Below are 20,238 nucleotides of genomic sequence, written 5' to 3' on the forward strand. Positions count from 1 at the left end.
AACTTATTGATGGCCACCAGTCGGCGAGTTGCTTCGCTCCGCGAGTCGTCGTCACGTGGAGGTGACGGTGATCCGTAGCCAAGCAGGTCGCGGCCGCGTCAGTTTCGAGACCCTTGAGCAGCAGAGCGTGGATCAGCCGGAGGCGTGATCCACCGCATCCGCTCATCGAGCCATGGATGATCTATGCCGGCAGGAGACCGGCGGCGCGATAGCCGTCAATTAACGAATCGAACAGCGAAATGTCAGAGCGGCTCCTTGCTATGAGCTGCGCGCCGACGCTGATTGGCGGGACGCCGCGCGAAAAGGGCGTGATCCACACGATGAGCAAGCGCGCCGAGCTGGAGTTGCTCGACGCCATCAGTGACTATTTCCACCACGCCACACCGGGGCTTGGGCCTCATGTCGAGGTTTATCAGAACGCCGAGTGGGGGCGCCGTCAGCGCGACAAGGCCCTCAGGGGGATGCGTTACTTCGATGGCATTCTGAAAAGACAGTCGTTCGTCACCGGCGAGGTGTTCACGATGACCGATATCACCGTCATGGGCGGCTTGATCTTCGCGGCGCTCGTGAAGGTGCCGGTGCCCGCGGAGTGCGAGGCTCTGCTTGCCTGGTACGCAAGGATGCAGGAGCGTCCCAGCGTCAAGAACCGGATAACGATGTCCGAAACCACCGAGGCATCCGCTTGAAATCGTTGTCTGTGAACGACGGCCTTCTTGAGTTTGGCCGACAGCGTTGATCGGCCGGAGCGTAATCCGCCGTATCCGCTCGCCGGCCACTGCACGGGAAGGGCGGGCTACACTTCGCTGACCTGCCCAACTGCTGAAAGTGCTGATCGCCTTGGCGAGAATGGCAGCGCGGGTCCGTAACCGAAGCGGATCACGATATCTGGCCTCCGGGTCTCGCCGACGATGGCTGCGAGCTCGGCGCGCAGGTGAGCGACTTCGACCGGCTGGTTGATGAAGGCGATTTTGAGCCCCACATGGGTCGCGGCGAGAGCGAAGCGCTGGCATGCCTGGCCGACCCGGATCCAGTGGTCAGGGGCAGACCGTTCGCCGAAAAAGATCGCAATCCCGGCGGAGGAGTCGATCTGGCGCGCGTACTTGCGATCCTCCTCCGCGACATTGAACATCGTGTCGAACGCAAACCGGCCCAAGCCCGTCGGCAGAACGGGGTTGCCGCTTGCGGCAGAGAACAGCCCGTCTCCGGTTGCCATCGCGCTGCGCGGATTGAATCTGATCCATTGCTTCAGCTCACGCATGAAGGCGGGGTTGTTCATCTGATCCTTGTTGCCGGCAAGGACAAGATCCCGCACCCGGTTTATCCGCGCCCGGTCGGTGACGAGCGCGAGGCCCACACCCGGCGTCGCCGCCGCGCGCTCGATCTCGGCGAGGAGGGCTGCCGGAATTGTGCGACCATCATATTCGGCGCGCGTGCACTGACGTTTCGGTATGGCGCCGACGAGCGGATCCAACTTGGGCTCACCCGGGAGGTAGTCGTAACGGACTCTTCCAGCGTCTGCGGCGAACGACAACTCACCTGGACGGCCGGTCGCCGCTGCAGCGAGGGCGAGGTTGGCCGCGGCGCATCCGAGGCTGACATAGAGGTGATGGTCGTCGGGGTCCACGACAGGCGTTCGCCGCCGCACGTCCGGCCGAATCTCTATTGCCTGTGTCTCAAGGTGAAACGTCCACGGCTGCGTATTGTGACCGTTGGCCGCCAGGGTGGCGTATCGCACCACGGCCTGCAAATCCGGCGGCGCCAGGTCGCTGCGTAGGCGGGCAGCGTAGGCCGCATAGTCTGCCATCGAGCCGGCAGCGGCTCGCCAACCGGCCATGCCGGCACCGGCGGTGACGAGCGCGGCGCCGACGCCGGTAAGCATTGTTCTCCTGTTCATGCGGCCTCGCGCGGAAATTCGTGGTCAAGGTACAGCCGTGCGGGAGATTCCCCTTTGATGCCGGTCAAGGTCCTTCCATCCGTCTTGCACGATAAGAGGAGCGCAAGCTGACGTTTCGGCCAAATGAGCGGCCCGAGAAAGGACGAAGCAGGTGTCGAGGAGATTTCGAGGGGCAAGAAAGGAGGAAATTGACGTTCGTTCGCACTTGGCGTCCGGCTGCGATACGATCTCCGTATCGCCGACGCCACATGATCGACCGCAAGCTGCCATTCAGGATGATGCCCTTCACGCCGTTCCTCGGCAACCAGTTTCGCCGCTCCAACCTCGAAGCTCCAATTGGCGCCTGATCGAGGCGGCAGCAGCCTATTGGGCGATCGTGTTCCTATGCGGCTTTGCCCTGGGTGCCATACGTGTATTCCTGGTCGTCCCGCGCGTCGGCGAAACTGCGGCCGTGCTGTTGGAGGCGCCGCTGATGTTGGCCGTAAGCTGGTTCGTATCTGCCTGGTGCGTGGAACGCTTTGGGATCAGCGACGCTGCAGGACCTCGGATAGTCCTGGGCATGGCGGCCTTCGCCTTGATGATGGTGGCGGAACTCGGTCTGTCCCTGACTGTTTTTCATCGCTCCTTGTCTGAGCATTTGTCTGCGTACGCGACCATCTCAGGCAACGTCGGTCTGGCTGCCCAGTTCGCCCTCGGCTTGCTTCCATACTTTCAGGCGCGCCCCTTGACCGCTGTGCGCACCATTCACACCGCTATCTATGTCGTGATGACGGGGGCGACCTGTTACATCCTTTACGCCGTCATCGCGGGTTCGCACGGCCGGCTGGTCTGGTTTGCCCTGGCGCTTTTGGGCGTGGAGAGCGCCATATTCGTAGGAAATGGTCTAAAATGTCCCTTGACCGCCATCGCGGTTCGATACGGCGCCGGCAAGGGTCCGTTGTTCGACTCGTTCTTGCCGGAGCGGATCACGCGCTACACTCTTGAGGTCTTTGCGCCGTTGATCCTGCTGGGGGTTGGCCTGCTCGCCGTGCGGTGGCTTACGTTCGGCGAGTGCTCGCGCTGGATATGGCTGTGCTGAGCCAACGCAGCCCGGACGAGCGTAGCGATAGCCGGGGCTCGTCCATCAGCGCATTATGACTTACTGCTCATGCCGTTCCACGCACGCTGATTTACCCCGGCGCAAATCAAATCCCGCTCTTCCATCTGCGACAAATCACCCTAGTGGCCGGTGTCCTCTCGCAGAGCGAGAAGCGCCTTGCGAGGGCGGTGACAAGCAAACCCAGTCTCGCCGGGGAGAGCACGAAGTAAGCCGCACAACCATCGCGCAGGGAAGGCCGGGATGTTCCCGGTTTTGCTTGTGGTCCTACCCCGCGCTTATCTCACTGCACGGGGCCCATGGGTGCGATCGGCACCCGGTCTCCATGCGCCCTCTGTTTCGAGAGAGGGCAGAACCAGACACAACGGCCCGGGCGGTTTCCGTCGCGGAAATGTGGACGCATGTTGCCGAGGCTCGCAGAGCGCAGGATCCCGCAAATAATGACGCGCATCATCAACGAGGGTGAAGGGCGTGAACCGCGTGGTCTACGACGTGACGAGCAAGCCACCGGGGACGATTGAGTGGGACTGAAGGGGGTACCGTAGAGTAGTATCGGATAGCAGAGGACACTGGCGCGAATCCTCGGCCATCGATAGCAGTCGATAGCGACCCGCAGACCTGCCGCTCGGCCGGGCGCCTCCCCATTCTTCGAACGGCGCCCATACGCCGTCAGGCCCACCCAACCCCTTCGCGACTTTGTGCCCTTCCAATATTCGGTCGCGCGCTGCTCGCGCGCGACCGGTTCTCGGCGTCGATCACATTGTCCCAGATCGATCACTGCTCCTTCTTGAACAAATCCTGGAAGATGAGCTGGCCCCACGTCCTGCCGCGTGCGTGCACCAGCGCGCCACCCTCGTTGAGCTTTCCCAGCTTGACGGGTGCGAACCCGAGTTGTTTGGCCAGGGCCGCCACGGGAGCGGTCGCGTCCTCGTCGTCACCAGACAGAAAGATCACCCGGTGGCCGCCCTCGACGATCGGATCGGCAGCCAGCTTGGCCGCAATCAGGTGATTGAAGCCTTTCACGAGCCTGGCGCCGGTGAACGCCTTCGCGACGAAGGCGGAGGACAGCAGACCGTCCAGCTCCTCAAGGGGAACTAGCGCGTTCATCGCGTCGATGACCGTCTTGCCTTGCCAACTCGGCAGGGCCTTCGCGACCTCGCGGTGCTCCTCGAACGGGACCGCCAGGATGATCGTGTCGGCCTCAAGGGCATCCCGCAGCGATCTGGCAACGACCGTGGGCCCAATCGCCTGAGCCTGCGGCGCCAGCTTCTCGGGCGAGCGTCTGCTCGCGACGGCCACCTCGATGTTCTTGCGGGCGAAGGCGCGGGCGAGGGCCTGGCCTATCTTGCCGAATCCTACAATGGCATAGCTCATCATGCTTCTCCGATCCGTGTTGATATTGATTTCCCGGCCTGTCAGATCGCCGAGAAGCCGCCGTCGACCGACAACTCCACGCCGTTCACGAAGCTCGAATCGTCTGAGGCGAGGAACAGCGCAGCCGCCGCGATTTCTTCGGGCAGACCCATTTTCCCCCGCGGGATCAGAGACTCGAACATCCGCTTCGCTTCCTCCGTGAGAACCTGGTCCTGCATAGGCGTGGCGATCGGCCCGGGGCTCAGCACGTTCACCCGGATGTTCCTGCCCTTCAGTTCGTTGAGCCAGGTGCGCGCGAATGAGCGCAACGCCGCCTTGCTCGCCGCATACACGCCGTAACCGGGAAAACCTTTCACCGAAGCAACCGACCCGGTCATGAAGATCGATCCGCCATCGTTGAGCAGCGGCAACGCCTTCTGCACCGTAAACAGCGTGCCGCGCGTATTCAGGCCGAAGGTCGCATCGAAATGCTGCTCGGTAATCTCGCCCAGCGGGACGGCTTCGCCGATGCCGGCGCTCGCGTACAGGACGTCGATCGTGCCCTTTTGCCGCTTGACCGTGTCGAACAGACGGTCGAGGTCGTCGAGATTGGCTGCGTCGCCGCGCACGCCGGTCACGTTCCGGCCAATCAGCCTGACGGCTTCGTCGAGCGCCTCCTGCCTTCGGCCCGTGATGAAAACATAGGCGCCTTCTTCAACGAACCGCCTGGCGCTCGCCAGCGCCATGCCGCTCGATCCACCCGTGATGACTGCAACCTTACCCTCAAGCTTTCGCATGACTTCTCCTTCAAATTCCGTCTTTGGTCGTTCGGGGATGCCCCCGAGAACCTCGAGATGGGTCTGCCGGCATCAGGCGTTGAGTGCGGAGGCGCGCACATCGGTGGTGCGAAATCGATCCGGCTGGACGACGACGCCAGCCGCGACGATCGGTGTCCGCCGTCCGGAATTGGGCTGCGCTTGTCGGCATGGGCTATGATAACCGCCCGTGCTACCCACATACGAGATGCCGTTCGATGTATTGGAGACGGGGTTTGGAAGGCGCACCCCAGCGGTGCTGGAATGCACCATGATCGACTGGGATGACGTTCGCTACTTTCTTGCCGTCGCGCGCGGAGGCTCGGTGCGGGCTGCCGCCGAGCGCCTCGGTGTGAACCACTCGACCGTGCTGCGACGCATCGCCCAGCTCGAGGAACGCCTCGGGGTGCACATGTTCGAGAAGCTGCCTTCGGGCTACCGCCTGACGGCTGCGGGCGAGGAGGTCCTCGCGTTCGCGGAGCAGATGGAAGCGTCGTCGCACCTGCTGGAGACGCGCGTCTTCGGGCGCGACCAGAGCGTGCGCGGGCTTCTGCGGGTGACGCTGGCACCGCCGCTCGCGACACACCTGCTCATGCCGGACTTCGCCGATTTCGCGGGTCTGCATCCGGACATCGAGATGGAAATCTTGTCGTTCGGCGAGCTGGCAAATCTGACCAACCGAGAGGCCGACGTCGCGATCCGCGTCGTTTACGACCGCAAAACCCTGCCGCTCAACCTGCACGGCCTGAAGGGACCGGAGCTGTTCGGTGGCATCTACATATCCCGCGATCGACTGGCCGCGTGGCGTGCGGGCGCGCCTGATCCCATCCGGTGGATCGTCATCAGCATTCATGGGATCCCGGACTGGGCCCACGAGGGTGAGGTTCGCACCGCCGAGGTTCCGTTCAGGGTTACGGATGCCGAGGCGCAGATCGTCGCGGTGCGGCAGGGGATCGGGATGACGACGCTGCCGTGCTTCGTCGGCGATGCCGACCCCCAACTGGTGAGGGTGCCGGGCACCGACCTGCACATGTACGGAACGCTCTGGCTTCTCACACAGGGCGAGACACGCAAGACGAAGCGCGTGCGGCTCTTCACCGAGTTCGTTTCCCGCAGGCTCGCCGCGTACGCGCCGCTTCTCGCGGGGCTGTCGATATCGCGCGACTGACGCCCGGCAGGTCGGCGACGGGAGTTGCAAGTGTAGCCCGGATGAGCCAACGGGTCGCGCGAACGCGCGCCCGATGACAGGCTCCGCGATATCCGGGGCATTTTTTATCCGCGTGTCGCGCGGTGTCCCGCATATCGCTGCGCTTATGCGGGCTACTCGCTGTTTCGCGAGATGTCGCGATGGCACACCACGCCGGTCAAGCGGCTAGGGGGCAGCTCGTCTGTTCGCTGCGCGATCAATACGGACCCGGTTCGCAGGGGACATTGCCGCCGGTCCAGGGCGCAGTCGCGAATGAACCGACACGCGGCGCCGGAATGCAGGCGCGGCCATCGACATAGACGGGCTCGGCCGGCGCGGCGGCATTGGCTTCGGCAACATGCCTGGAAACAGCGTGGATTTCACGTGCCATCGCCGGTGACGCGATCATTGCAACCGCGATGAAAGCAGCCGACAACAGTTTGACGTTCGTCATTGAGTTTCTCCGTTTTGCTTAAGGGGCCAAGGAGCCTGGCCTCGTCAGATAGATGTGCGCAGAGCATGCGCACTTAAATGCAATCCTTGCTCACGCTGGCTCAACGCTGCGTGAGGGGTTCGAAGCGTCATCCGGCGCGTCTTGAAGCTGTGCTCGCGATGGCGGGGTTCCGCGTTCGTTGGTCCCCTCTGGCCCGGTGTTCTTCGATCCGCTATCGCTCCATGGGAATGAGCGGGCGAGATGACAATGATGACGCTGCTTTCCGCACGAACTTCCAATGACCGAACTTTGAAACAAACAGTAACGGTGATTTCACTCGCGCTGGGAGAAATTGTATGAGAGTATGCAACCAAAGGTCAACATTGTGCATCTTCACTGGGAGAGAGCGAAATGAGCGACCAAATGATCGAAGCGACGACAAGTCCGGCACAGATCGTTCAGCAGGCGGCCGCAAGTTATCTCGGTATCAGCAACGCGCCTGGCTGCTGCATCGCCGTCTACGACGAAAAGTCGTTCGGCACCAAGGGCTACGTCTATCCCAAGGGACTGTCAGGCGTGCCCGGCTCTTCGCCCACGCCATTTGCTGTCACGACAGACACGGTGTTCGAGATCGGATCGGTGACCAAGGTGTTTACCAGCACATTGCTGGCGGTGGCGGTCAAAGCGGGTGGGCCTAGTCTTGATGACGCGATCGGCCCGTATCTGAACGCTGGCCACAACCTCAGCCCGAACCCGATCGGAACGCCGGTGCTGGACGCCATCCAGCTCGTGCAATTCGCCACCCATACCTCCGGCATGCCGGAGCAGCCGGGGGACGGCTTGACCGGCTACAGCCAGCAACTGTTTGCGGATCAGCCGCCCTCCAGCGAACTCGTCGCCTGGTGGAATCAATACGATACGCCGCCGCCGAGATGCTGGCAGTATTCCAATATCGGTTTCGTGACACTGGGTTTTGCGGTTACGCAGATGTACGGAAAAGACCCGGGCCACAACTACAACGAGATCCTGGCCGAATACGTCACCGGTCCGCTCGGCATGAAGCAGACCGGAGCCGTGCTCAATTCTTCCTGGAAGATCGCGCAGGGATGTATCGGGCATTGGAGCAAGAGCTCTGTGCCGCCATATTCGATCGTTTTCGACCGCAATACGCCGACCGGCGGCACTGCCTTTGATCTGAAATCTACCGGCGACGATATGCTCAGGTTTCTTGCGGCGCAGATTGCGGCCCCGAAGGGACCGCTCGGCTCGCAGATCGCGCTCACGCAGCAGAACCAGGGGACATTCCCCGTCTGCGGGCAGAAGAACAGCGTCACCATGGGGCTCGGTTGGCAAATCACCACCGACCAGCAAGGCCATACCGTCTTCACCAAGAACGGCGCGACGAGCAAAGGCGGGTTCGAGGCAATCGTGATCGTTGTGCCGGAACTGCAATGCGGTGTCGCGATGCTGAGCAACCAGTATTTCGATGCGTCGGGCGTGCATCCCGCGGGGATGGCACCCGGCAGCACCGCGCTAAAGATTATCTCGCAGCTTCATCCAGGATTCGAGCTGACCGAGCCGCTGGCAGAACCCGAGCCATTCGACTAGCGCGTTTTCGAGCGAAGCCTGTCCCGGACTTGATCCGGGATGGACGCCGGTTCGCCAACCTCAGCGGGTCGGTTGCTAGCGCGTGTTGACCGCCAGCTGAGCGTCGAAGGCCCTCTTGTACGCCGGTCGCGCTTCGCCGCGCGCCACGTAGGCGGCGAGGTTCGCAAACTCGTTCAGGATGCCCGATAGTCTCAGCCTGAGCAGCACCGACACCATCATCAAGTCGCCCGCGCTGAACGCGCCATCGAGCCAGTCGGCATCGCCGAGCTGCTTCAGCCGGTCGCGGACGCGATCCACGACCAGAGGCATGCGCTCCCTGGTCCATGGCTTGTCGCTCTCCAGAATTCTGGCGGTTGCGAGCTCGAGGATTGGCGGTTCCACCGTGTTGACCGCGGCAAACATCCAGGTGATCGCGCGGGCGCGGGCATTGGCATCATCAGGCAGCAGGCTCGCATGACGCTGGGCGATATGGAGCACGATCGATCCGGTCTCGAACAGCGCGAGATCGCCTTCCTCATAGGTCGGTATCTGGCCGAAGGGATGCAGCGCCAGATGCGCCGGTTCCTTCATTGCCTGGAACGAAACAAGGCGAACCGCGTAAGGCCGGCCCACTTCTTCCAGCGCCCAGCGAACCCGCGTATCGCGCGCCAGCCCCTTGCCGCCGTCGGGTGACCGTTCGAAGGCGGTGATGGTGGGGGTCATCGTTTCACTCCATGTCGTTGCCTGGTGTCCCGAGGACGAGCGGGCGGTGCGTTTCACGACAGCCGATCCCGGAATCTTTCGACTGCGTTTCGCGAGCCTGCCTCGGTTTATGGGTCTCCCGAGTTCCTCCTGGCTTTCGCCAGGAGGACACTGTGCGTCTAGCGGCGGAACTGTGACAAACACCAATCATGCAAATTATTTTCATAAGCCTGTCGTCGTGCTGTCGGCTGGCGCCTCGGCCAAGCGTCCTCCGCATAAACCAGGAGACTGTAAATGACCGACCTCGTCACATGCCTTTGGTTCGATCAGGGCCAGGCGCGCGCAGCGGCGGAATTCTACGCCGCGACTTTTCCCGACAGCCATGTCGATGTGGGGCATGTTTCGCCGATACCGGGCATCGGACAGGGTGATGAATTGACGGTAGAGTTCACCGTGCTCGGCCGCCGCTTCGTCGGGCTGAACGGCGGCTCCAACTACGCGCCGAACGAGGCGGTCAGCTTCATGGTGCTCACCGACAGCCAGGAGGAGACCGATCGTTACTGGAATGCGGTCACTTCGAACGGCGGCAGGGAACTGCCGTGCGGCTGGTGCCGGGATCGCTGGGGATTTACCTGGCAGATCACGCCGCGGCGGCTGCTCGAGCTCGTCAACGGATCCGATCGCGCCACAGGACGGCGCGCGATGGAGGCGATGATGACGATGAAGAAGATCGACATCGCCGCGATCGGGCGGGCGGCGATGAATGCGTAGAGGCGTAGGGTGGATTAACCGACGGCGTAATCCACCATGCTGTTGCCCTTGCTCCTTGATGGCGGGTTACGCTTCGCTAGCCCGCCCTACGCACTGCGGCGTAAACCGCTGGCTGGAAATATTTGGCCCGGACGCGACAGTCATGTGTCGGATCGAGCTGTTATGTGCGGCGCACGGTCATTCACGTCGCAGCATGCGCTCGCCGCGACGGTCACCCCGGCGCAAACGTGGGATGTGCCCCTTACTGCTGCGTGATACGGATTTCGCATCGCAGCTCTGGAGCCAGCCTTGATGTCCGTCGCAGCCGCCGCCACGCAACAAACGCCCACCGCCGCCGAGTCCGATCCCGAGACGCTCGGCTGGATGCAGGGCTTTCCGCCGCCGCAGGACAAGACGATCACCTTCCGGGACGGCTCGTTCCGCAGCTTCCCCGAATTGCGCTGGGCCTGGAGCAACATCCGCCAGCTGGTGCCGACCGTGAATGTCTGGCGCGGGGCAGGGCCGGCGTCGGTGCTGCCGCGTGCAGATCACGACATCGGAGCGTCCGCGTCGGTGACCATGGACGGCCGCTCGCAGACGTTCGCGCGCATGCTCGAGGAGAGCTATGCCGACGGCATCGCCGTGCTGCACCGGGGCAAGCTGATCTACGAGCGCTATTTCGGCGCGTTGAGGCCGCACAAGCCGCATATCGCGATGTCGGTGACGAAGTCGTTCACCGGCGTGCTCGCCGGCACGCTGGTCGCCGAAGGCAAGATCGATCCGCAGGCGCCGGTCACCGACTACGTACCGGAGCTGAAGGCAAGCGCGTTCGGCGATGCGCGCGTGCACGAGGTGATGGATATGACCACGGGGCTCAAATACACCGAGGTCTATACCGACAAGAATTCCGACGTGTGGGGGCTGCGGCGCGCCAACGGCATGGCGCCGATCCCGGCAGGCTATGAGGGCGCGACCAACATCTTCGATTTCCTCTGCGCGCAGCGGAAGCAGGGCGAGCACGGCAAGGCCTTCGCCTACAAGACCGTCAACACCGACGTGCTGGCCTTCATCTGCCGGCGCGCCAGCGGCATGACCTTGTCTGACCTGCTCTCCGAGAAGGTCTGGGCGCCGATGGGCGCGGAGGAGGATGCGCATTATCACGTCGACCGCATCGGCACCGAAAGCGGCGGCGGCGGGCTGTCGACGACGCTGCGCGATCTCGCCCGGTTCGGCGAGACGATCCGCAATCACGGCCGTTTCAACGGCCGGCAGATCGTGCCGTCCACTGTCGTCGAGGACATCGCGCGGGGCGGCGATCCCGAAAAATTCAAGCCGGCCGGCTACACCACACTGCCCGGCGCGTCCTACCGCAATCAGTGGTGGGTGACGCACAACGCGCACGGCGCCTACATGGCGCGCGGCGTGCACGGCCAGGGCATCTATATCGATCCGAAAGCCGAAATGGTGATCGCGCGCTACGCCTCGCATCACGCCGCCGGCAACGCTGCCAACGACCCGGTGACGCTGCCGGCCTATATGGCGCTGGCGAAGGATTTGATCGCGGGAGGGTAGAGACGCAGACCAATTTGTTCGGTGGCGTAGGGTGGATTAGCCGGAGGCGTAATCCACCAACTGGCCGCCGCGATCGTTGCGGCGGGTTACGCTTCGCTAACCCGCCCTACAAATTACCCGCGCGCGATCTTCTCATACCGCTTGATCAGCCGCTCCCGCTTCAGGCGGGACAACCGCCGGATCCAGAACACGCCGTCGAGCTGATCGATCTCGTGCTGATGGCACACCGCGCGCGGCCCGTCGGACTCCTCGGTCTCCACGTTGCCGTAAACGTCCTGATAGCGGATCCGGACTCGCGCGTGCCGCTCGACCTCGTCGTTGACGCCGGGCATCGAGACGCTGCCCTCCTTGTGCAGGATCATTTCCGACGAGGTCCAGATGATCTCCGGATTGACATAGGCCCGCGGTCCTTCGCTGGCGTCGAGCTCGAGCACCACGACCCGCAGCGGCACGCCGATATGCGGCGCCGTGATGCCGATGCCTGGTGCCGCATGCATGGTCTCGAGCAGGTCGGCTGCCAGCTCGCGCAGCGCGTCGTCGAACATGGTCACCGGCTCGGCTGGGAGCGCAAGCCGCGGATCGGGATAGCGGACGATGGGACGGATGGTCATGCCGGTGTCTTAGGCCAGCGCATCGCGCCGGACAACACGCCGATGCAGAGCCCGCGCGCGGCGCGCCGCTCAGAGATGCTTCTCGAAAAACAGGTCAGGGTAGGGGTCGTCGTTGAAGCGCGGGATCTCGGTCCAGCCGCTCCGGCGGTAGAGCTGGCCGGCTTCGGCCAGCGCGCTGTTGGTGTCGAGCCGCAGCACCGCGATGCCGAGCTCGCGCGCGGCCTTCTCGGCTGCGTCCATCAGGCGACGGCCGAGGCCAAGCCCGCGCGCAGCGGGCGCGACCCAGAGCCGCTTGATCTCCGCGAACTCGCTGCTGCTGCCCTTCAGTCCGACGCAGCCGATCGGCAGGCCGTCCGACATCGCCACGACGAAGCTGCCGCGCGGGCGGACCATGTCCTTCGCGTTAGGGTCGCGCGACAGCTTGACGTCAAATCCCTGTTTGAAGCGCCGCGCCAGCTCGGCGTAATATTCGCCGAGGCAGTAGCGCGCCGCATCGCTGTGCGGGTCCATCTCCTGCAGTGCCGTGCCGTCGCGCCCGAGCGCCGAGGCAATCAGATCCATCGCCGAAAGCAGCGCCTCGCGCTGGGTGTGATGGCTAAGGAAGTCCTTGGCCTGCCGGTTGGAGATCGCCTCATAGGCGTTGAACTGGCGCTTGCCCGCCGCCGTCAGGTGGGCGATGCGGCGGCGCGCATCGTCGCCATGCGCCGTGGTCTCGATCAGCCCTTCGTCCTCGAGACTGCGCAACAGGCGGCTCATCAGGCCGGAATCGAGCCCGAGATAATCCCTGATGTCGCCGACGTCAGTGCGGCCGTGCCCGATCGCGTTCAGCACCCGCGCCGCGCCGAGCGGCCGGCCGCGGCCGAGGAACGAGGTGTCGAGCGCGCCGACGGCGGAGGTCACGGCACGGTTGAAGCGGCGGACGCGGGAAACCGGATCGAGCATATATCTGACTTTAGTCAGATATCGTCGCTGCGTCAATCGGCGGCCGATCCCGTTGATGGAGCCGGTGCGAACCTGCTGCGAGCCGGATATTGCTGGAACCTAGCCCCGCGCCAGCACCAGCAAATTGCCGGCAAGGATCGCGGCGGCGCCGGCGAGCACCGGCCAGCCCAGCGCGAGGTGCTCGAACAACGCCGACAACACGAGGGCGACAAGCGGCACCAGCGCGAGCGTGTAGGCGGCGCGGCCGGGACCGAGCCGGCGCACCAGCTCGAAATAGAGCATGAAGGTGATGCAGGACGCGGCGATGGCGAGATAGAGGAAGCTCGTCAAATAGGAGAGCGAGACGTCGGCGGCAAACGGCGTGCGGGTCGCGACGGCCCAGAGCGCGCTCGCCGCCGCGCCGACGAATGCGCCCCAGGCGAGCACGGAGACCACGGGCAGCCCGGCGCGCTGGTTGCGCGCGCCGACCGTCGTCCCGGCGCCGGTCGCGACCGCCGCTGTGAGCGCCCAGGCCAGCCCCGCAAGCGGCGCAGCGCCATGCGCGGTGGCGCCGGGCAGGAAGATGATCGCAAGGCCAAGGATGCCGCACAGCGCGCCCCACACGAAGCTCGGGGAGATCGTGACGCCGAGCGCGGCCCGCGCGATCACGGCCGCGAACAGCGAGGATGTCGACAGCACCAGTGCCGCAAGTCCGCTCGGCATCCGGGCGGTCGCTTCATAGAAGGCGATGAAGGCAATGGCGAAGAACAACAGGCCCTGCAACACGACGGCCAGCCGGTCCTTGCGCGGGATCCCGAGCGGCACGCCGCGCAGCCGGCCATAGCCAAGCAGGATGAGGCCGGCGAGCACCATGCGCAGCGCGACCGACCACGGCGCGGGCGTGACGCCGGCCTGCATCGCGGTGGCCAGTGCGCCGCCGCCCCACAGCAGTGCGGTCAGCGCGAACAGTGCGGCTGTCATGGCGTTGTGGCATCGTCGAGCAGCCCGCGCCAGCCGCCCGCGTCGATCCGCGCGCTCTCTCCCTCGAGCCGGGTGAGCGCGGAATCGAGTGTTGTCCGCTCGCTGTCCGAGAGGCGCGTGAGCAGCCGCGCTTCGATCGCACTGCCCAGTGCGGCGATCCTGTTGAAGGCGATCCGGCCGCTGCGGGTGATGCTGACCGCGGCGAAGCGGCGATCGGTCTTGGCCGGCCGCCGCATCGCGAAGCCGAGCTCTGTGAGCTGGCCGATGCCGCGGCTGACCGCGAACGGATCGAGCGCGCAGGCGCGGCCGATTTCGGAGGCATTGGCCGCATCGCGCTCGGCGATGACGGCGAGGATACGCCAGCCGGCCTGGCTCAATCCGAACGTCTCGCTGTAGAAGCTCTCGAGCGGGCGGGCGACCTGCGCCGCGACGAGGAACAGGCGATAGGGCAGCCAGGCGCTGAGCTTCAGGCCATCGTCGGATGCGGGGGCAGCGGATTGCTTCATGGCGGCGAGGCTCGCACATGTAATTGCAAAGTGCAAGTATTGTGCAAGAGATTGAAGCGATCGGAGCGCATGCGCGGAAATCCCGACACACTTGTCACTCCCATCATCCGTTGCCGCCGCGCCAGATTGCGGCATGGCCAATGACGAACGGCCTCGGCGCGGGAACTGCGCCGTGGTCGCGGAGTTCGTCCAATTCGAAAGATGGAGATCATCATGAGCAAATCAGCTGAAAACGATCGCGGCGGACTGGCGGCAATGCAGACCCCGCCCGTGGTGTCGCGGGAGGCGTGGGAGGCGGCGCGTCTGGAGATGCTGGTGAAGGAGAAGGCGCAGGTGCGGGCACGTGACGCGCTTGCCGCCGAGCGGCGGCGGATGCCGTGGATGGCGGTCGAGAAGGCGTATGTCTTCGAAGGACCGAACGGCAAGGCGAGCCTGCTCGATCTGTTCGAAGGCCGCCGGCAACTGATCGTCTACCGCGCGTTCTTCGAGCCCGGCGTGTTCGGCTGGCCGGATCACGGTTGCCGCGGCTGCTCGCTCGGCGCCGATCAGGTCGGCCATCTCTCGCATCTGAACCAGCGCGACACCACGCTGGCCTACGCGTCGCGCGCGCCGCAGGCCGACATCGCGCGGCTGAAGGCGCGGATGGAGTGGGAGATGCCGTGGTACACGATCACCGACAGTTTTGATGCCGACTTCGGCGTCGCCGAATGGCACGGCCACAACGTGTTTGTCCGCGACGGTGAGCGGATCTTCCGCACCTATCTCGTCAACAGCCGCGGCGATGAATCGATGGGCACGGTGTGGAGCTATCTCGACATCACGCCGTTCGGCCGTCAGGAGCTCTGGGAGGACTCGCCCAAGGGCTATCCGCAGGGGCCGACGTACAAATGGTGGAACTGGCACGACAATTACGAGGCCGAGGCCGCGCCGAACGCGAAGTGGGCCGCCGTGACCGACGCCGGCGAAGCTGCGTTCCGCAAGATCGCCGAACAGGAACGCAAGGCGACTTAACGGGGCGGAGCAGGGAGGACGCACGCAGCGTCCTCCCTACCTGCGGTTGTCCTTCGCGGCCGAGAGTGCCTTCAGCGCCGACAGCGTCTGCCGCAGCCCGCGGTCGAGGCGCTTGTCGCGCCGGATCACGACCGCGAGCCGGCGGTGGAGCTTTGGCGACAGCGACCGGACGATCAGGTCGCGCTGCTTGGTGTTGGCCGGCACGGCCATGCCGGGCAGGATCGCGCAGCCGAGGCCGGCGCGCACCATCTCCTTGATCGCCTCGACGCTGCCCAGCGACATCAACGGCTTCAGCGACACGCCGCCCCGCGCCAGCCACTCGTCGGCGGTGCGCCTGGTGTTGCCGCCGGGTTCGAACAGCAGAACCGGCCTGGTCGCCAGCACCTCCGGCGTGATCCGCGGCGGCAGCATCATGTCGCGCGGCGCGATCAGCACGAACTCGTCATTCATGACCGGAGTGATCTCGAAGCTGCGCCCCGACACCGGCAGCGTGACCAGGGCGATGTCGATCGTGTTGTCCTCGACCGCCCGCGCGATCTCCGCGGTGTTGCCGGTGGTGACCGTGATCTCGAGCGAGGGCAGTGCGGCGCGCAGCTCCTTCAGGATCGGCGGCAGCAGGAAGATGCAGGCGGTCGCACCGGTGCCGAGCCGCACGCGGCCTGCCGTTCCCGCCGTCTGCTGCGCGACGGCGTCGACCGCCGACGTCACCGCCGCGCTGATCTGCTGCGCGTGTGAGAGCAACGCGACGCCGGCGGCCGTCGGCCTCGCCCGTCGCCCGACCCGCTCGATCAACGTCGCATTCAGGCTCCTCTCGAGCTGGCGCACCTGCAAGCTCACCGCCGGCTGCGTGAGTTGCAGCCGCTCGGCCGCTGCAGAGAAGCTGCCGCAATCGATCACGACGGCGAAGCTTTCGAGATAGTCGAGGTTGAGATTCTTCATCAAAGTATCTCTTATGCTGTGCATAACCAACCAAAGCTTCATTTATATAACGCGCGGATGCATGCTCGGGCAATATTGACGGCTCGGGTGAGAGACGGAATGGCGATAGGCAACAACGGCGTCGTCGTGCGCGACGCAGCGGATGACGACATGGCCGACGTGCAGGGCATCTACGCCCATCACGTGCTCAACGGACTGGCGACCTTCGAGGAGGTGCCGCCGACGGTGGACGAGATGCGTAGCCGCCGGAATGCGGTGGTAGCGGCGGGGCTGCCGTATCTCGTGGCAGATGTTGATGGACGCGTGGCCGGCTATTGCTATGCGACAGCGTACCGGCCGCGGCCGGCCTATCGCCACACCATCGAGGACTCGGTCTACGTGTCCAACGGGCTGCACGGCCGCGGTATCGGCGTGGCGCTGCTTCAGGGATTGATCGTGCGTACCGAAGCGGGGCCGTGGCGGCAGATGCTGGCCGTGATCGGCAACAGCGGCAACGCCGGATCGATCGCGCTGCATCGTCGCTTGGGCTTCGAGATGGTCGGGACGCTAAGATCGGTCGGCTTCAAACTGGGGCAATGGGTCGACACCGTGCTGATGCAGCGGCCGCTTGGACCGGGCGCCTCCACGCTTCCCGCGGAGAGGGAATTGCCACGGTGATCGCCCGCCGCGTCGTGGCCGCGCTCGGGCTGGCTCAACTGATCTCGTGGGGCGCGACCTACTATCTGATCGGCGGCTTCGGCGAGCAGATCGCCGCGGATCTCGGCTGGGGGCGCGACATCGTCTACGGCGGATTCGCCGCGGCGCTGCTGGCGATGGGCGTGGCGTCACCGCTTGCGGGGAGGTGGGTGGACCGCCGTGGCGGCCGGGAGGTCATGGTCGCAGGCGCCGTGATCAACGCGCTCAGCTGCGCCGGTCTCGCGGTCTCGCATCAGATCTCGACCTATTTCGCATCCTGGATCGTGCTCGGCCTCGGCATGCGGCTGACGCTGTACGATGCAGCGTTCGCGGCGCTGGCCCGGATCGGCGGACCGGAGGCGCGCCGCGCGATGTCCGGGATCACCTTGCTCGGTGGCCTGGCGGCAACCGTGTTCTGGCCGCTCGGCCATATGCTTTCGGAACAGTTCGGCTGGCGCGTCGCGGTGCTGGTTTATGCCGGGCTCGCACTGCTGACTGTCCCGCTACACTTGCTGATCCCGAACAAGCGGTTTGCCGGCGTGCCGAGCTCCACGGCGCCGGCATCCAAGCAACCACGCGCCGCCAGCCGCCGGCAGCTTGCGGCGGCAGGCGCCCTCTATGCCGTCATCATGACCGGAGCGAATTTCCTGAATGCCGGCATGTCCGCGCACATGATCGCGGTGCTCGCCGGGCTCGGGCTCACCGTCACGGTGGCAGTATGGATCGCAACGCTCCGGGGCATCGGGCAATCCGCCGCGCGTCTCTGCGAAGTCCTGTTCGGTGCACGGCTCGATCCACTCGCGCTCAATTTGATGGCCTGCCTGATCATGCCGCTGTCGTTCATCGCCGGACTGTTCAGCGGAACGGCGAAGGAGATGGGGATTGCCTTCGCGCTGCTCTACGGCGCATGCAACGGCATTCTGACCATCACCAGGGGAACGCTGCCGCTGATCCTGTTCGATCATCGCAGCTATGGCACGCTGGTCGGCCGGCTCATCGTTCCGAGCTTCATCCTGCCCGCGGCGGCGCCGCTGGTCTATGCAGTCGTGATCGACCGGTACGGCGATGCCAGCGCGCTCTATCTCTCCACCGGCCTTGCCGTGACGACGTTGCTTGCGGCTGCGATGTTGAAGGTGATGTTCCCCAGAACTTCTTGAGCTCAAGGACTCGCTGCGGTGAACGGCGCAAGTTATCCTGTTTCAAAACCAGATAAGGGAGGCAGAAGAACATGGTGCCGTCGATCAAGACCCGCGTTGCTACATTAGCCCTTGCCGCGCTGCTGTCCTGTGCCGGAGTGGGACACGCGCGCGCCGAGCAGCCGGGCGATCGGACGGTTGCGCTGCTCAAGAAGCTGATCTCTTTCGACACTTCGAATGGCCCGGGCGATACGCGGGCGCTCGCCGAATATCTGAAGTCGCAATTCGCGCCGCTCGGCGCCGAGGTGGACATCTTCGTCGCCCCGAACGGCAAGGCTGCGCACTTCATTGCGCGGCTGCGCGGCGACGGTTCGCGGAAACCGGTGCTGCTGGCCGCGCATGCCGACGTCGTTCCGGTCGAGCGCGAGAAATGGACAGTGGAGCCGTTCGCGGGCGTCGAGAAGGACGGCTTCGTCTACGGCCGCGGCGCGATGGACTTCAAGGGTGGGCTCGCCGTCTTCGCCGGCGCGGTGATGCGGCTCGCCGAGGAGAAGACGCCGCTGTCGCGCGATGTGATCTTCCTCGCCGAAGCCGACGAGGAGCAGGGGCAGTACAGCACGGTATGGCTGGCGAAGAACCATTGGGACAAGATCGACGCCGAGTTCGCACTGAACGAAGGCGGCTATGTGCTGCAGGAGCGCGATGGCGCGGTGCGCCAGATCAATGTCACGACGGCGGAAAAGCTCTCGGCGACGTTCGCGCTGAAGACGACCGGTCCCTCCGGTCATTCCTCACGACCGTTCCCGGCGGGCGCGATGGCCAACGATCGCCTGATCGCGGCGCTGGCCAAGCTCGCGGTGCATGATCCGGCCGTCAAGCTGGTGCCGGCGACCGAAGCCTATTTCAAGGCGTTGCTTCCGATCAGTTCGGAACAGACGGCAGCCGATATCAAGCAGCTATTGGCCGCCAAGGACCAGGGCGATCTCGACGCGACCGGAAAGAAACTGGTCGCCGACAATCCCAAGGACAGCCTGCTGCTGCACGCGCTGCTGCGCGATACCATGGTGATCACCATGATCGATGCCGGCATCAAGCCCAATGTGATCCCCGGCGACGCCAAGGCGGTCGTGAACACGCGGCTGCTGCCGGGCAGCACCACGGATCAGATGATCGAGGAGATCAAACGTGCGATCGGCGATCCCGGCATCGAAGTCAGCATCGTCACGTCGTTGTCGCAGCAGGACGCGCGGGACGCTTACCTGACGCGCTCCAAGATCCCGGCGTCGCCCATCAATACCGAGCTCTATGCGGCGCTGGATCGCAACGCAAAGCGGGTCTGGAAAGACGCCGTCCTGGTGCCGACGATGTTCGAAGCGGGGACCGACGCCATCGCCTGGCGCGAGCGCAACGTGCCGGTCTACGGCATCTATCCCTATCCGCTCGACGACGACATCCTGAGCCGGATGCATGGCAACGACGAAAGGATCGGCGTCGAGGCCATCAAGCAGGGGGCGGAGTGGGTCTACACCACGCTTCGCGAAGTCGCGAAGAAATAGAGCTCATTACGAGAGGTATTTGCCGAGGAAGTCACGCTTGCCGAGCGTCACGCCGCGATGGCGCAGGATCGCGTAGGCCGTCGTGACGTGGAAGAACAGGCTCGGCAGCGCGAAGCCGTACAGATAGCGCGCTGCCGGCATTGGCGGAACGCCGAACGGCAAGGTGATGGTGCGTTCCGCCGCTTGGTCGAAGGCCCGAACCGGGACCGTGTCGATGTAGTCGCGCGTTCGCGAGATCCGGGCGTAGGCCTCGACGAGGCTCTGTTCGTCGTCGGCAAAGGGCGGCGGCTCGAGGCCGGCGAGCCGCCCGGCAGCGCCCTTGGCGTGATCGCTGGCCCGTTGCACCTGGCCGACCAGCGTCAGCATGTCCGGCGCCAGCCGCGCCGCGAGCATGGCGTCGGGATCGAGACCGCGTTCGCGGGCATGAGCCTCGCCCTTGCGCAGGAGATCGGCAAGCGCGTCGAGCATCTGCCGGAACACCGGAACGGAGGCGTCGTATAGCGGGGCGTTCATG

Annotated in this window: 20 protein-coding genes and 2 pseudogenes; 10 read left to right on the top strand and 12 right to left on the bottom strand. The window is 64.8% G+C overall.

Annotation, left to right across the window (positions count from 1 at the left end):
* Positions 1 to 181: 181 nt before the first annotated feature.
* Positions 182 to 274, bottom strand: a pseudogene (locus tag AAFG13_RS01735) (TetR/AcrR family transcriptional regulator); the annotation flags it as partial.
* Between AAFG13_RS01735 and AAFG13_RS01740 the strand changes: the two are divergent.
* Positions 234 to 686: pseudogene (locus AAFG13_RS01740) on the top strand (glutathione S-transferase C-terminal domain-containing protein); the annotation flags it as partial. The pseudogenes AAFG13_RS01735 and AAFG13_RS01740 overlap by 41 nt on opposite strands.
* Positions 687 to 793: 107 nt before the next feature.
* On the opposite strand, the gene AAFG13_RS01745 reads toward AAFG13_RS01740, so the two are convergent.
* Positions 794 to 1,894: a nitroreductase family protein gene (locus AAFG13_RS01745; protein WP_212317930.1), complete on the bottom strand. Its 1,101-nt coding sequence runs from the start codon at positions 1,892 to 1,894 to the stop codon at positions 794 to 796.
* 559 nt (positions 1,895 to 2,453) lie between these two features.
* Here AAFG13_RS01745 and AAFG13_RS01750 point away from each other — a divergent pair.
* Positions 2,454 to 2,972, top strand: coding sequence for a hypothetical protein (locus AAFG13_RS01750; RefSeq protein WP_212424041.1), 519 nt, complete (start codon positions 2,454 to 2,456; stop codon positions 2,970 to 2,972).
* A gap of 792 nt (positions 2,973 to 3,764) precedes the next feature.
* On the opposite strand, the gene AAFG13_RS01755 is transcribed toward AAFG13_RS01750, so the two are convergent.
* Together AAFG13_RS01755 and AAFG13_RS01760 are read right to left on the bottom strand one after the other, a co-directional pair.
* Positions 3,765 to 4,364: an NADPH-dependent F420 reductase gene (locus AAFG13_RS01755; RefSeq protein ID WP_342710946.1), complete on the bottom strand. Its 600-nt coding sequence runs from the start codon at positions 4,362 to 4,364 to the stop codon at positions 3,765 to 3,767.
* A 41-nt stretch (positions 4,365 to 4,405) separates the two neighbouring features.
* Positions 4,406 to 5,140 carry an SDR family oxidoreductase gene (locus AAFG13_RS01760; RefSeq protein ID WP_212317925.1) on the bottom strand — a complete coding sequence of 245 codons (735 nt, stop codon included), beginning with the start codon at positions 5,138 to 5,140 and terminating at the stop codon, positions 4,406 to 4,408.
* A gap of 289 nt (positions 5,141 to 5,429) precedes the next feature.
* Between AAFG13_RS01760 and AAFG13_RS01765 the strand changes: the two genes are divergently transcribed.
* Positions 5,430 to 6,326 (top strand): LysR family transcriptional regulator, encoded by an 897-nt coding sequence (locus AAFG13_RS01765; RefSeq protein WP_212317923.1) that lies wholly within the window; start codon positions 5,430 to 5,432, stop codon positions 6,324 to 6,326.
* Positions 6,327 to 6,561: 235 nt separating this feature from the next.
* Here AAFG13_RS01765 and AAFG13_RS01770 read toward each other — a convergent pair whose 3' ends face one another.
* The gene (locus AAFG13_RS01770; RefSeq protein WP_212317921.1) at positions 6,562 to 6,798 is read right to left on the bottom strand and encodes a hypothetical protein; all 237 of its coding nucleotides are present in this window, start codon (positions 6,796 to 6,798) and stop codon (positions 6,562 to 6,564) included.
* A gap of 390 nt (positions 6,799 to 7,188) precedes the next feature.
* Here AAFG13_RS01770 and AAFG13_RS01775 point away from each other — a divergent pair, with 390 nt between their 5' ends.
* The gene (locus tag AAFG13_RS01775) at positions 7,189 to 8,385 is read left to right on the top strand and encodes a serine hydrolase domain-containing protein (protein WP_342710947.1); all 1,197 of its coding nucleotides are present in this window, start codon (positions 7,189 to 7,191) and stop codon (positions 8,383 to 8,385) included.
* 75 nt (positions 8,386 to 8,460) lie between these two features.
* Here the strand turns inward: AAFG13_RS01775 and AAFG13_RS01780 are convergent, their stop codons facing one another.
* The gene (locus AAFG13_RS01780) at positions 8,461 to 9,087 is read right to left on the bottom strand and encodes a glutathione S-transferase family protein (protein WP_342710948.1); all 627 of its coding nucleotides are present in this window, start codon (positions 9,085 to 9,087) and stop codon (positions 8,461 to 8,463) included.
* Between the two features lie 273 nt (positions 9,088 to 9,360).
* Here AAFG13_RS01780 and AAFG13_RS01785 point away from each other — a divergent pair, with 273 nt between their 5' ends.
* Both AAFG13_RS01785 and AAFG13_RS01790 read left to right on the top strand, forming a co-directional pair.
* Positions 9,361 to 9,837, top strand: coding sequence for a VOC family protein (locus tag AAFG13_RS01785; RefSeq protein WP_212317917.1), 477 nt, complete (start codon positions 9,361 to 9,363; stop codon positions 9,835 to 9,837).
* A gap of 291 nt (positions 9,838 to 10,128) precedes the next feature.
* Entirely contained in the window at positions 10,129 to 11,388 is a 1,260-nt protein-coding gene (locus AAFG13_RS01790; RefSeq protein ID WP_342710949.1) for a serine hydrolase, read from the top strand.
* A 113-nt stretch (positions 11,389 to 11,501) separates the two neighbouring features.
* Here the strand turns inward: AAFG13_RS01790 and AAFG13_RS01795 are convergent, their stop codons facing one another.
* The 4 genes from AAFG13_RS01795 to AAFG13_RS01810 all read right to left on the bottom strand — a co-directional run bounded on the left by AAFG13_RS01795 (position 11,502) and on the right by AAFG13_RS01810 (position 14,407).
* Positions 11,502 to 11,999: a peptide deformylase gene (locus AAFG13_RS01795; RefSeq protein ID WP_342710950.1), complete on the bottom strand. Its 498-nt coding sequence runs from the start codon at positions 11,997 to 11,999 to the stop codon at positions 11,502 to 11,504.
* A 69-nt stretch (positions 12,000 to 12,068) separates the two neighbouring features.
* On the bottom strand, positions 12,069 to 12,941 hold the full coding sequence (locus AAFG13_RS01800; protein WP_342710951.1) for a bifunctional helix-turn-helix transcriptional regulator/GNAT family N-acetyltransferase: 873 nt from the start codon (positions 12,939 to 12,941) through the stop codon (positions 12,069 to 12,071).
* A gap of 99 nt (positions 12,942 to 13,040) precedes the next feature.
* Complete coding sequence (locus AAFG13_RS01805) at positions 13,041 to 13,901, bottom strand: DMT family transporter (RefSeq protein ID WP_342710952.1); 861 nt, start codon at positions 13,899 to 13,901, stop codon at positions 13,041 to 13,043.
* Positions 13,898 to 14,407 (bottom strand): MarR family transcriptional regulator, encoded by a 510-nt coding sequence (locus AAFG13_RS01810; protein ID WP_342710953.1) that lies wholly within the window; start codon positions 14,405 to 14,407, stop codon positions 13,898 to 13,900. The genes AAFG13_RS01805 and AAFG13_RS01810 overlap by 4 nt, the downstream gene beginning before the upstream one ends.
* 213 nt (positions 14,408 to 14,620) lie before the next feature.
* Between AAFG13_RS01810 and AAFG13_RS01815 the strand changes: the two genes are divergently transcribed.
* On the top strand, positions 14,621 to 15,418 hold the full coding sequence (locus AAFG13_RS01815; RefSeq protein ID WP_342710954.1) for a DUF899 domain-containing protein: 798 nt from the start codon (positions 14,621 to 14,623) through the stop codon (positions 15,416 to 15,418).
* A gap of 36 nt (positions 15,419 to 15,454) precedes the next feature.
* On the opposite strand, the gene AAFG13_RS01820 is transcribed toward AAFG13_RS01815, so the two are convergent.
* Positions 15,455 to 16,357, bottom strand: coding sequence for a LysR family transcriptional regulator (locus AAFG13_RS01820; protein ID WP_342710955.1), 903 nt, complete (start codon positions 16,355 to 16,357; stop codon positions 15,455 to 15,457).
* 99 nt (positions 16,358 to 16,456) lie between these two features.
* On the opposite strand from AAFG13_RS01820, the gene AAFG13_RS01825 reads away from it, so the two are divergent.
* From AAFG13_RS01825 to AAFG13_RS01835, 3 genes are all read left to right on the top strand, one after another.
* Entirely contained in the window at positions 16,457 to 17,014 is a 558-nt protein-coding gene (locus AAFG13_RS01825; RefSeq protein ID WP_342710956.1) for an N-acetyltransferase family protein, read from the top strand.
* A complete protein-coding gene (locus AAFG13_RS01830) occupies positions 17,011 to 18,189 on the top strand; it encodes an MFS transporter (RefSeq protein ID WP_342710957.1) in 1,179 nt (392 codons plus the stop codon). Before AAFG13_RS01825 ends, AAFG13_RS01830 begins: the two co-directional genes overlap by 4 nt.
* 71 nt (positions 18,190 to 18,260) lie before the next feature.
* Complete coding sequence (locus tag AAFG13_RS01835) at positions 18,261 to 19,724, top strand: M20/M25/M40 family metallo-hydrolase (protein ID WP_342710958.1); 1,464 nt, start codon at positions 18,261 to 18,263, stop codon at positions 19,722 to 19,724.
* A 6-nt stretch (positions 19,725 to 19,730) separates the two neighbouring features.
* On the opposite strand, the gene AAFG13_RS01840 is transcribed toward AAFG13_RS01835, so the two are convergent.
* Positions 19,731 to 20,237, bottom strand: coding sequence for a DUF1993 domain-containing protein (locus tag AAFG13_RS01840; RefSeq protein WP_342710959.1), 507 nt, complete (start codon positions 20,235 to 20,237; stop codon positions 19,731 to 19,733).
* Position 20,238 lies beyond the last annotated feature (1 nt).

It is taken from the genome of Bradyrhizobium sp. B124, from assembly GCF_038967635.1.
Taxonomy (GTDB): Bacteria; Pseudomonadota; Alphaproteobacteria; order Rhizobiales; family Xanthobacteraceae; genus Bradyrhizobium.

Bases quoted from the DNA above. Each gene is read 5' to 3' on its own strand.
- AAFG13_RS01775 (WP_342710947.1), top strand. From the start codon at position 7,189: ATGAGCGACCAAATGATCGAAGCGACGACAAGTCCGGCACAGATCGTT.
- AAFG13_RS01810 (WP_342710953.1), bottom strand. From the start codon at position 14,407: ATGAAGCAATCCGCTGCCCCCGCATCCGACGATGGCCTGAAGCTCAGC.
- AAFG13_RS01825 (WP_342710956.1), top strand. From the start codon at position 16,457: ATGGCGATAGGCAACAACGGCGTCGTCGTGCGCGACGCAGCGGATGAC.
- AAFG13_RS01795 (WP_342710950.1), bottom strand. From the start codon at position 11,999: ATGACCATCCGTCCCATCGTCCGCTATCCCGATCCGCGGCTTGCGCTC.
- AAFG13_RS01785 (WP_212317917.1), top strand. From the start codon at position 9,361: ATGACCGACCTCGTCACATGCCTTTGGTTCGATCAGGGCCAGGCGCGC.
- AAFG13_RS01790 (WP_342710949.1), top strand. From the start codon at position 10,129: ATGTCCGTCGCAGCCGCCGCCACGCAACAAACGCCCACCGCCGCCGAG.
- AAFG13_RS01815 (WP_342710954.1), top strand. From the start codon at position 14,621: ATGAGCAAATCAGCTGAAAACGATCGCGGCGGACTGGCGGCAATGCAG.
- AAFG13_RS01760 (WP_212317925.1), bottom strand. From the start codon at position 5,140: ATGCGAAAGCTTGAGGGTAAGGTTGCAGTCATCACGGGTGGATCGAGC.
- AAFG13_RS01770 (WP_212317921.1), bottom strand. From the start codon at position 6,798: ATGACGAACGTCAAACTGTTGTCGGCTGCTTTCATCGCGGTTGCAATG.
- AAFG13_RS01820 (WP_342710955.1), bottom strand. From the start codon at position 16,357: ATGAAGAATCTCAACCTCGACTATCTCGAAAGCTTCGCCGTCGTGATC.
- AAFG13_RS01840 (WP_342710959.1), bottom strand. From the start codon at position 20,237: ATGAACGCCCCGCTATACGACGCCTCCGTTCCGGTGTTCCGGCAGATG.
- AAFG13_RS01800 (WP_342710951.1), bottom strand. From the start codon at position 12,941: ATGCTCGATCCGGTTTCCCGCGTCCGCCGCTTCAACCGTGCCGTGACC.
- AAFG13_RS01805 (WP_342710952.1), bottom strand. From the start codon at position 13,901: ATGACAGCCGCACTGTTCGCGCTGACCGCACTGCTGTGGGGCGGCGGC.
- AAFG13_RS01755 (WP_342710946.1), bottom strand. From the start codon at position 4,364: ATGAGCTATGCCATTGTAGGATTCGGCAAGATAGGCCAGGCCCTCGCC.
- AAFG13_RS01750 (WP_212424041.1), top strand. From the start codon at position 2,454: ATGGCGGCCTTCGCCTTGATGATGGTGGCGGAACTCGGTCTGTCCCTG.
- AAFG13_RS01780 (WP_342710948.1), bottom strand. From the start codon at position 9,087: ATGACCCCCACCATCACCGCCTTCGAACGGTCACCCGACGGCGGCAAG.
- AAFG13_RS01745 (WP_212317930.1), bottom strand. From the start codon at position 1,894: ATGAACAGGAGAACAATGCTTACCGGCGTCGGCGCCGCGCTCGTCACC.
- AAFG13_RS01765 (WP_212317923.1), top strand. From the start codon at position 5,430: ATGATCGACTGGGATGACGTTCGCTACTTTCTTGCCGTCGCGCGCGGA.
- AAFG13_RS01835 (WP_342710958.1), top strand. From the start codon at position 18,261: ATGGTGCCGTCGATCAAGACCCGCGTTGCTACATTAGCCCTTGCCGCG.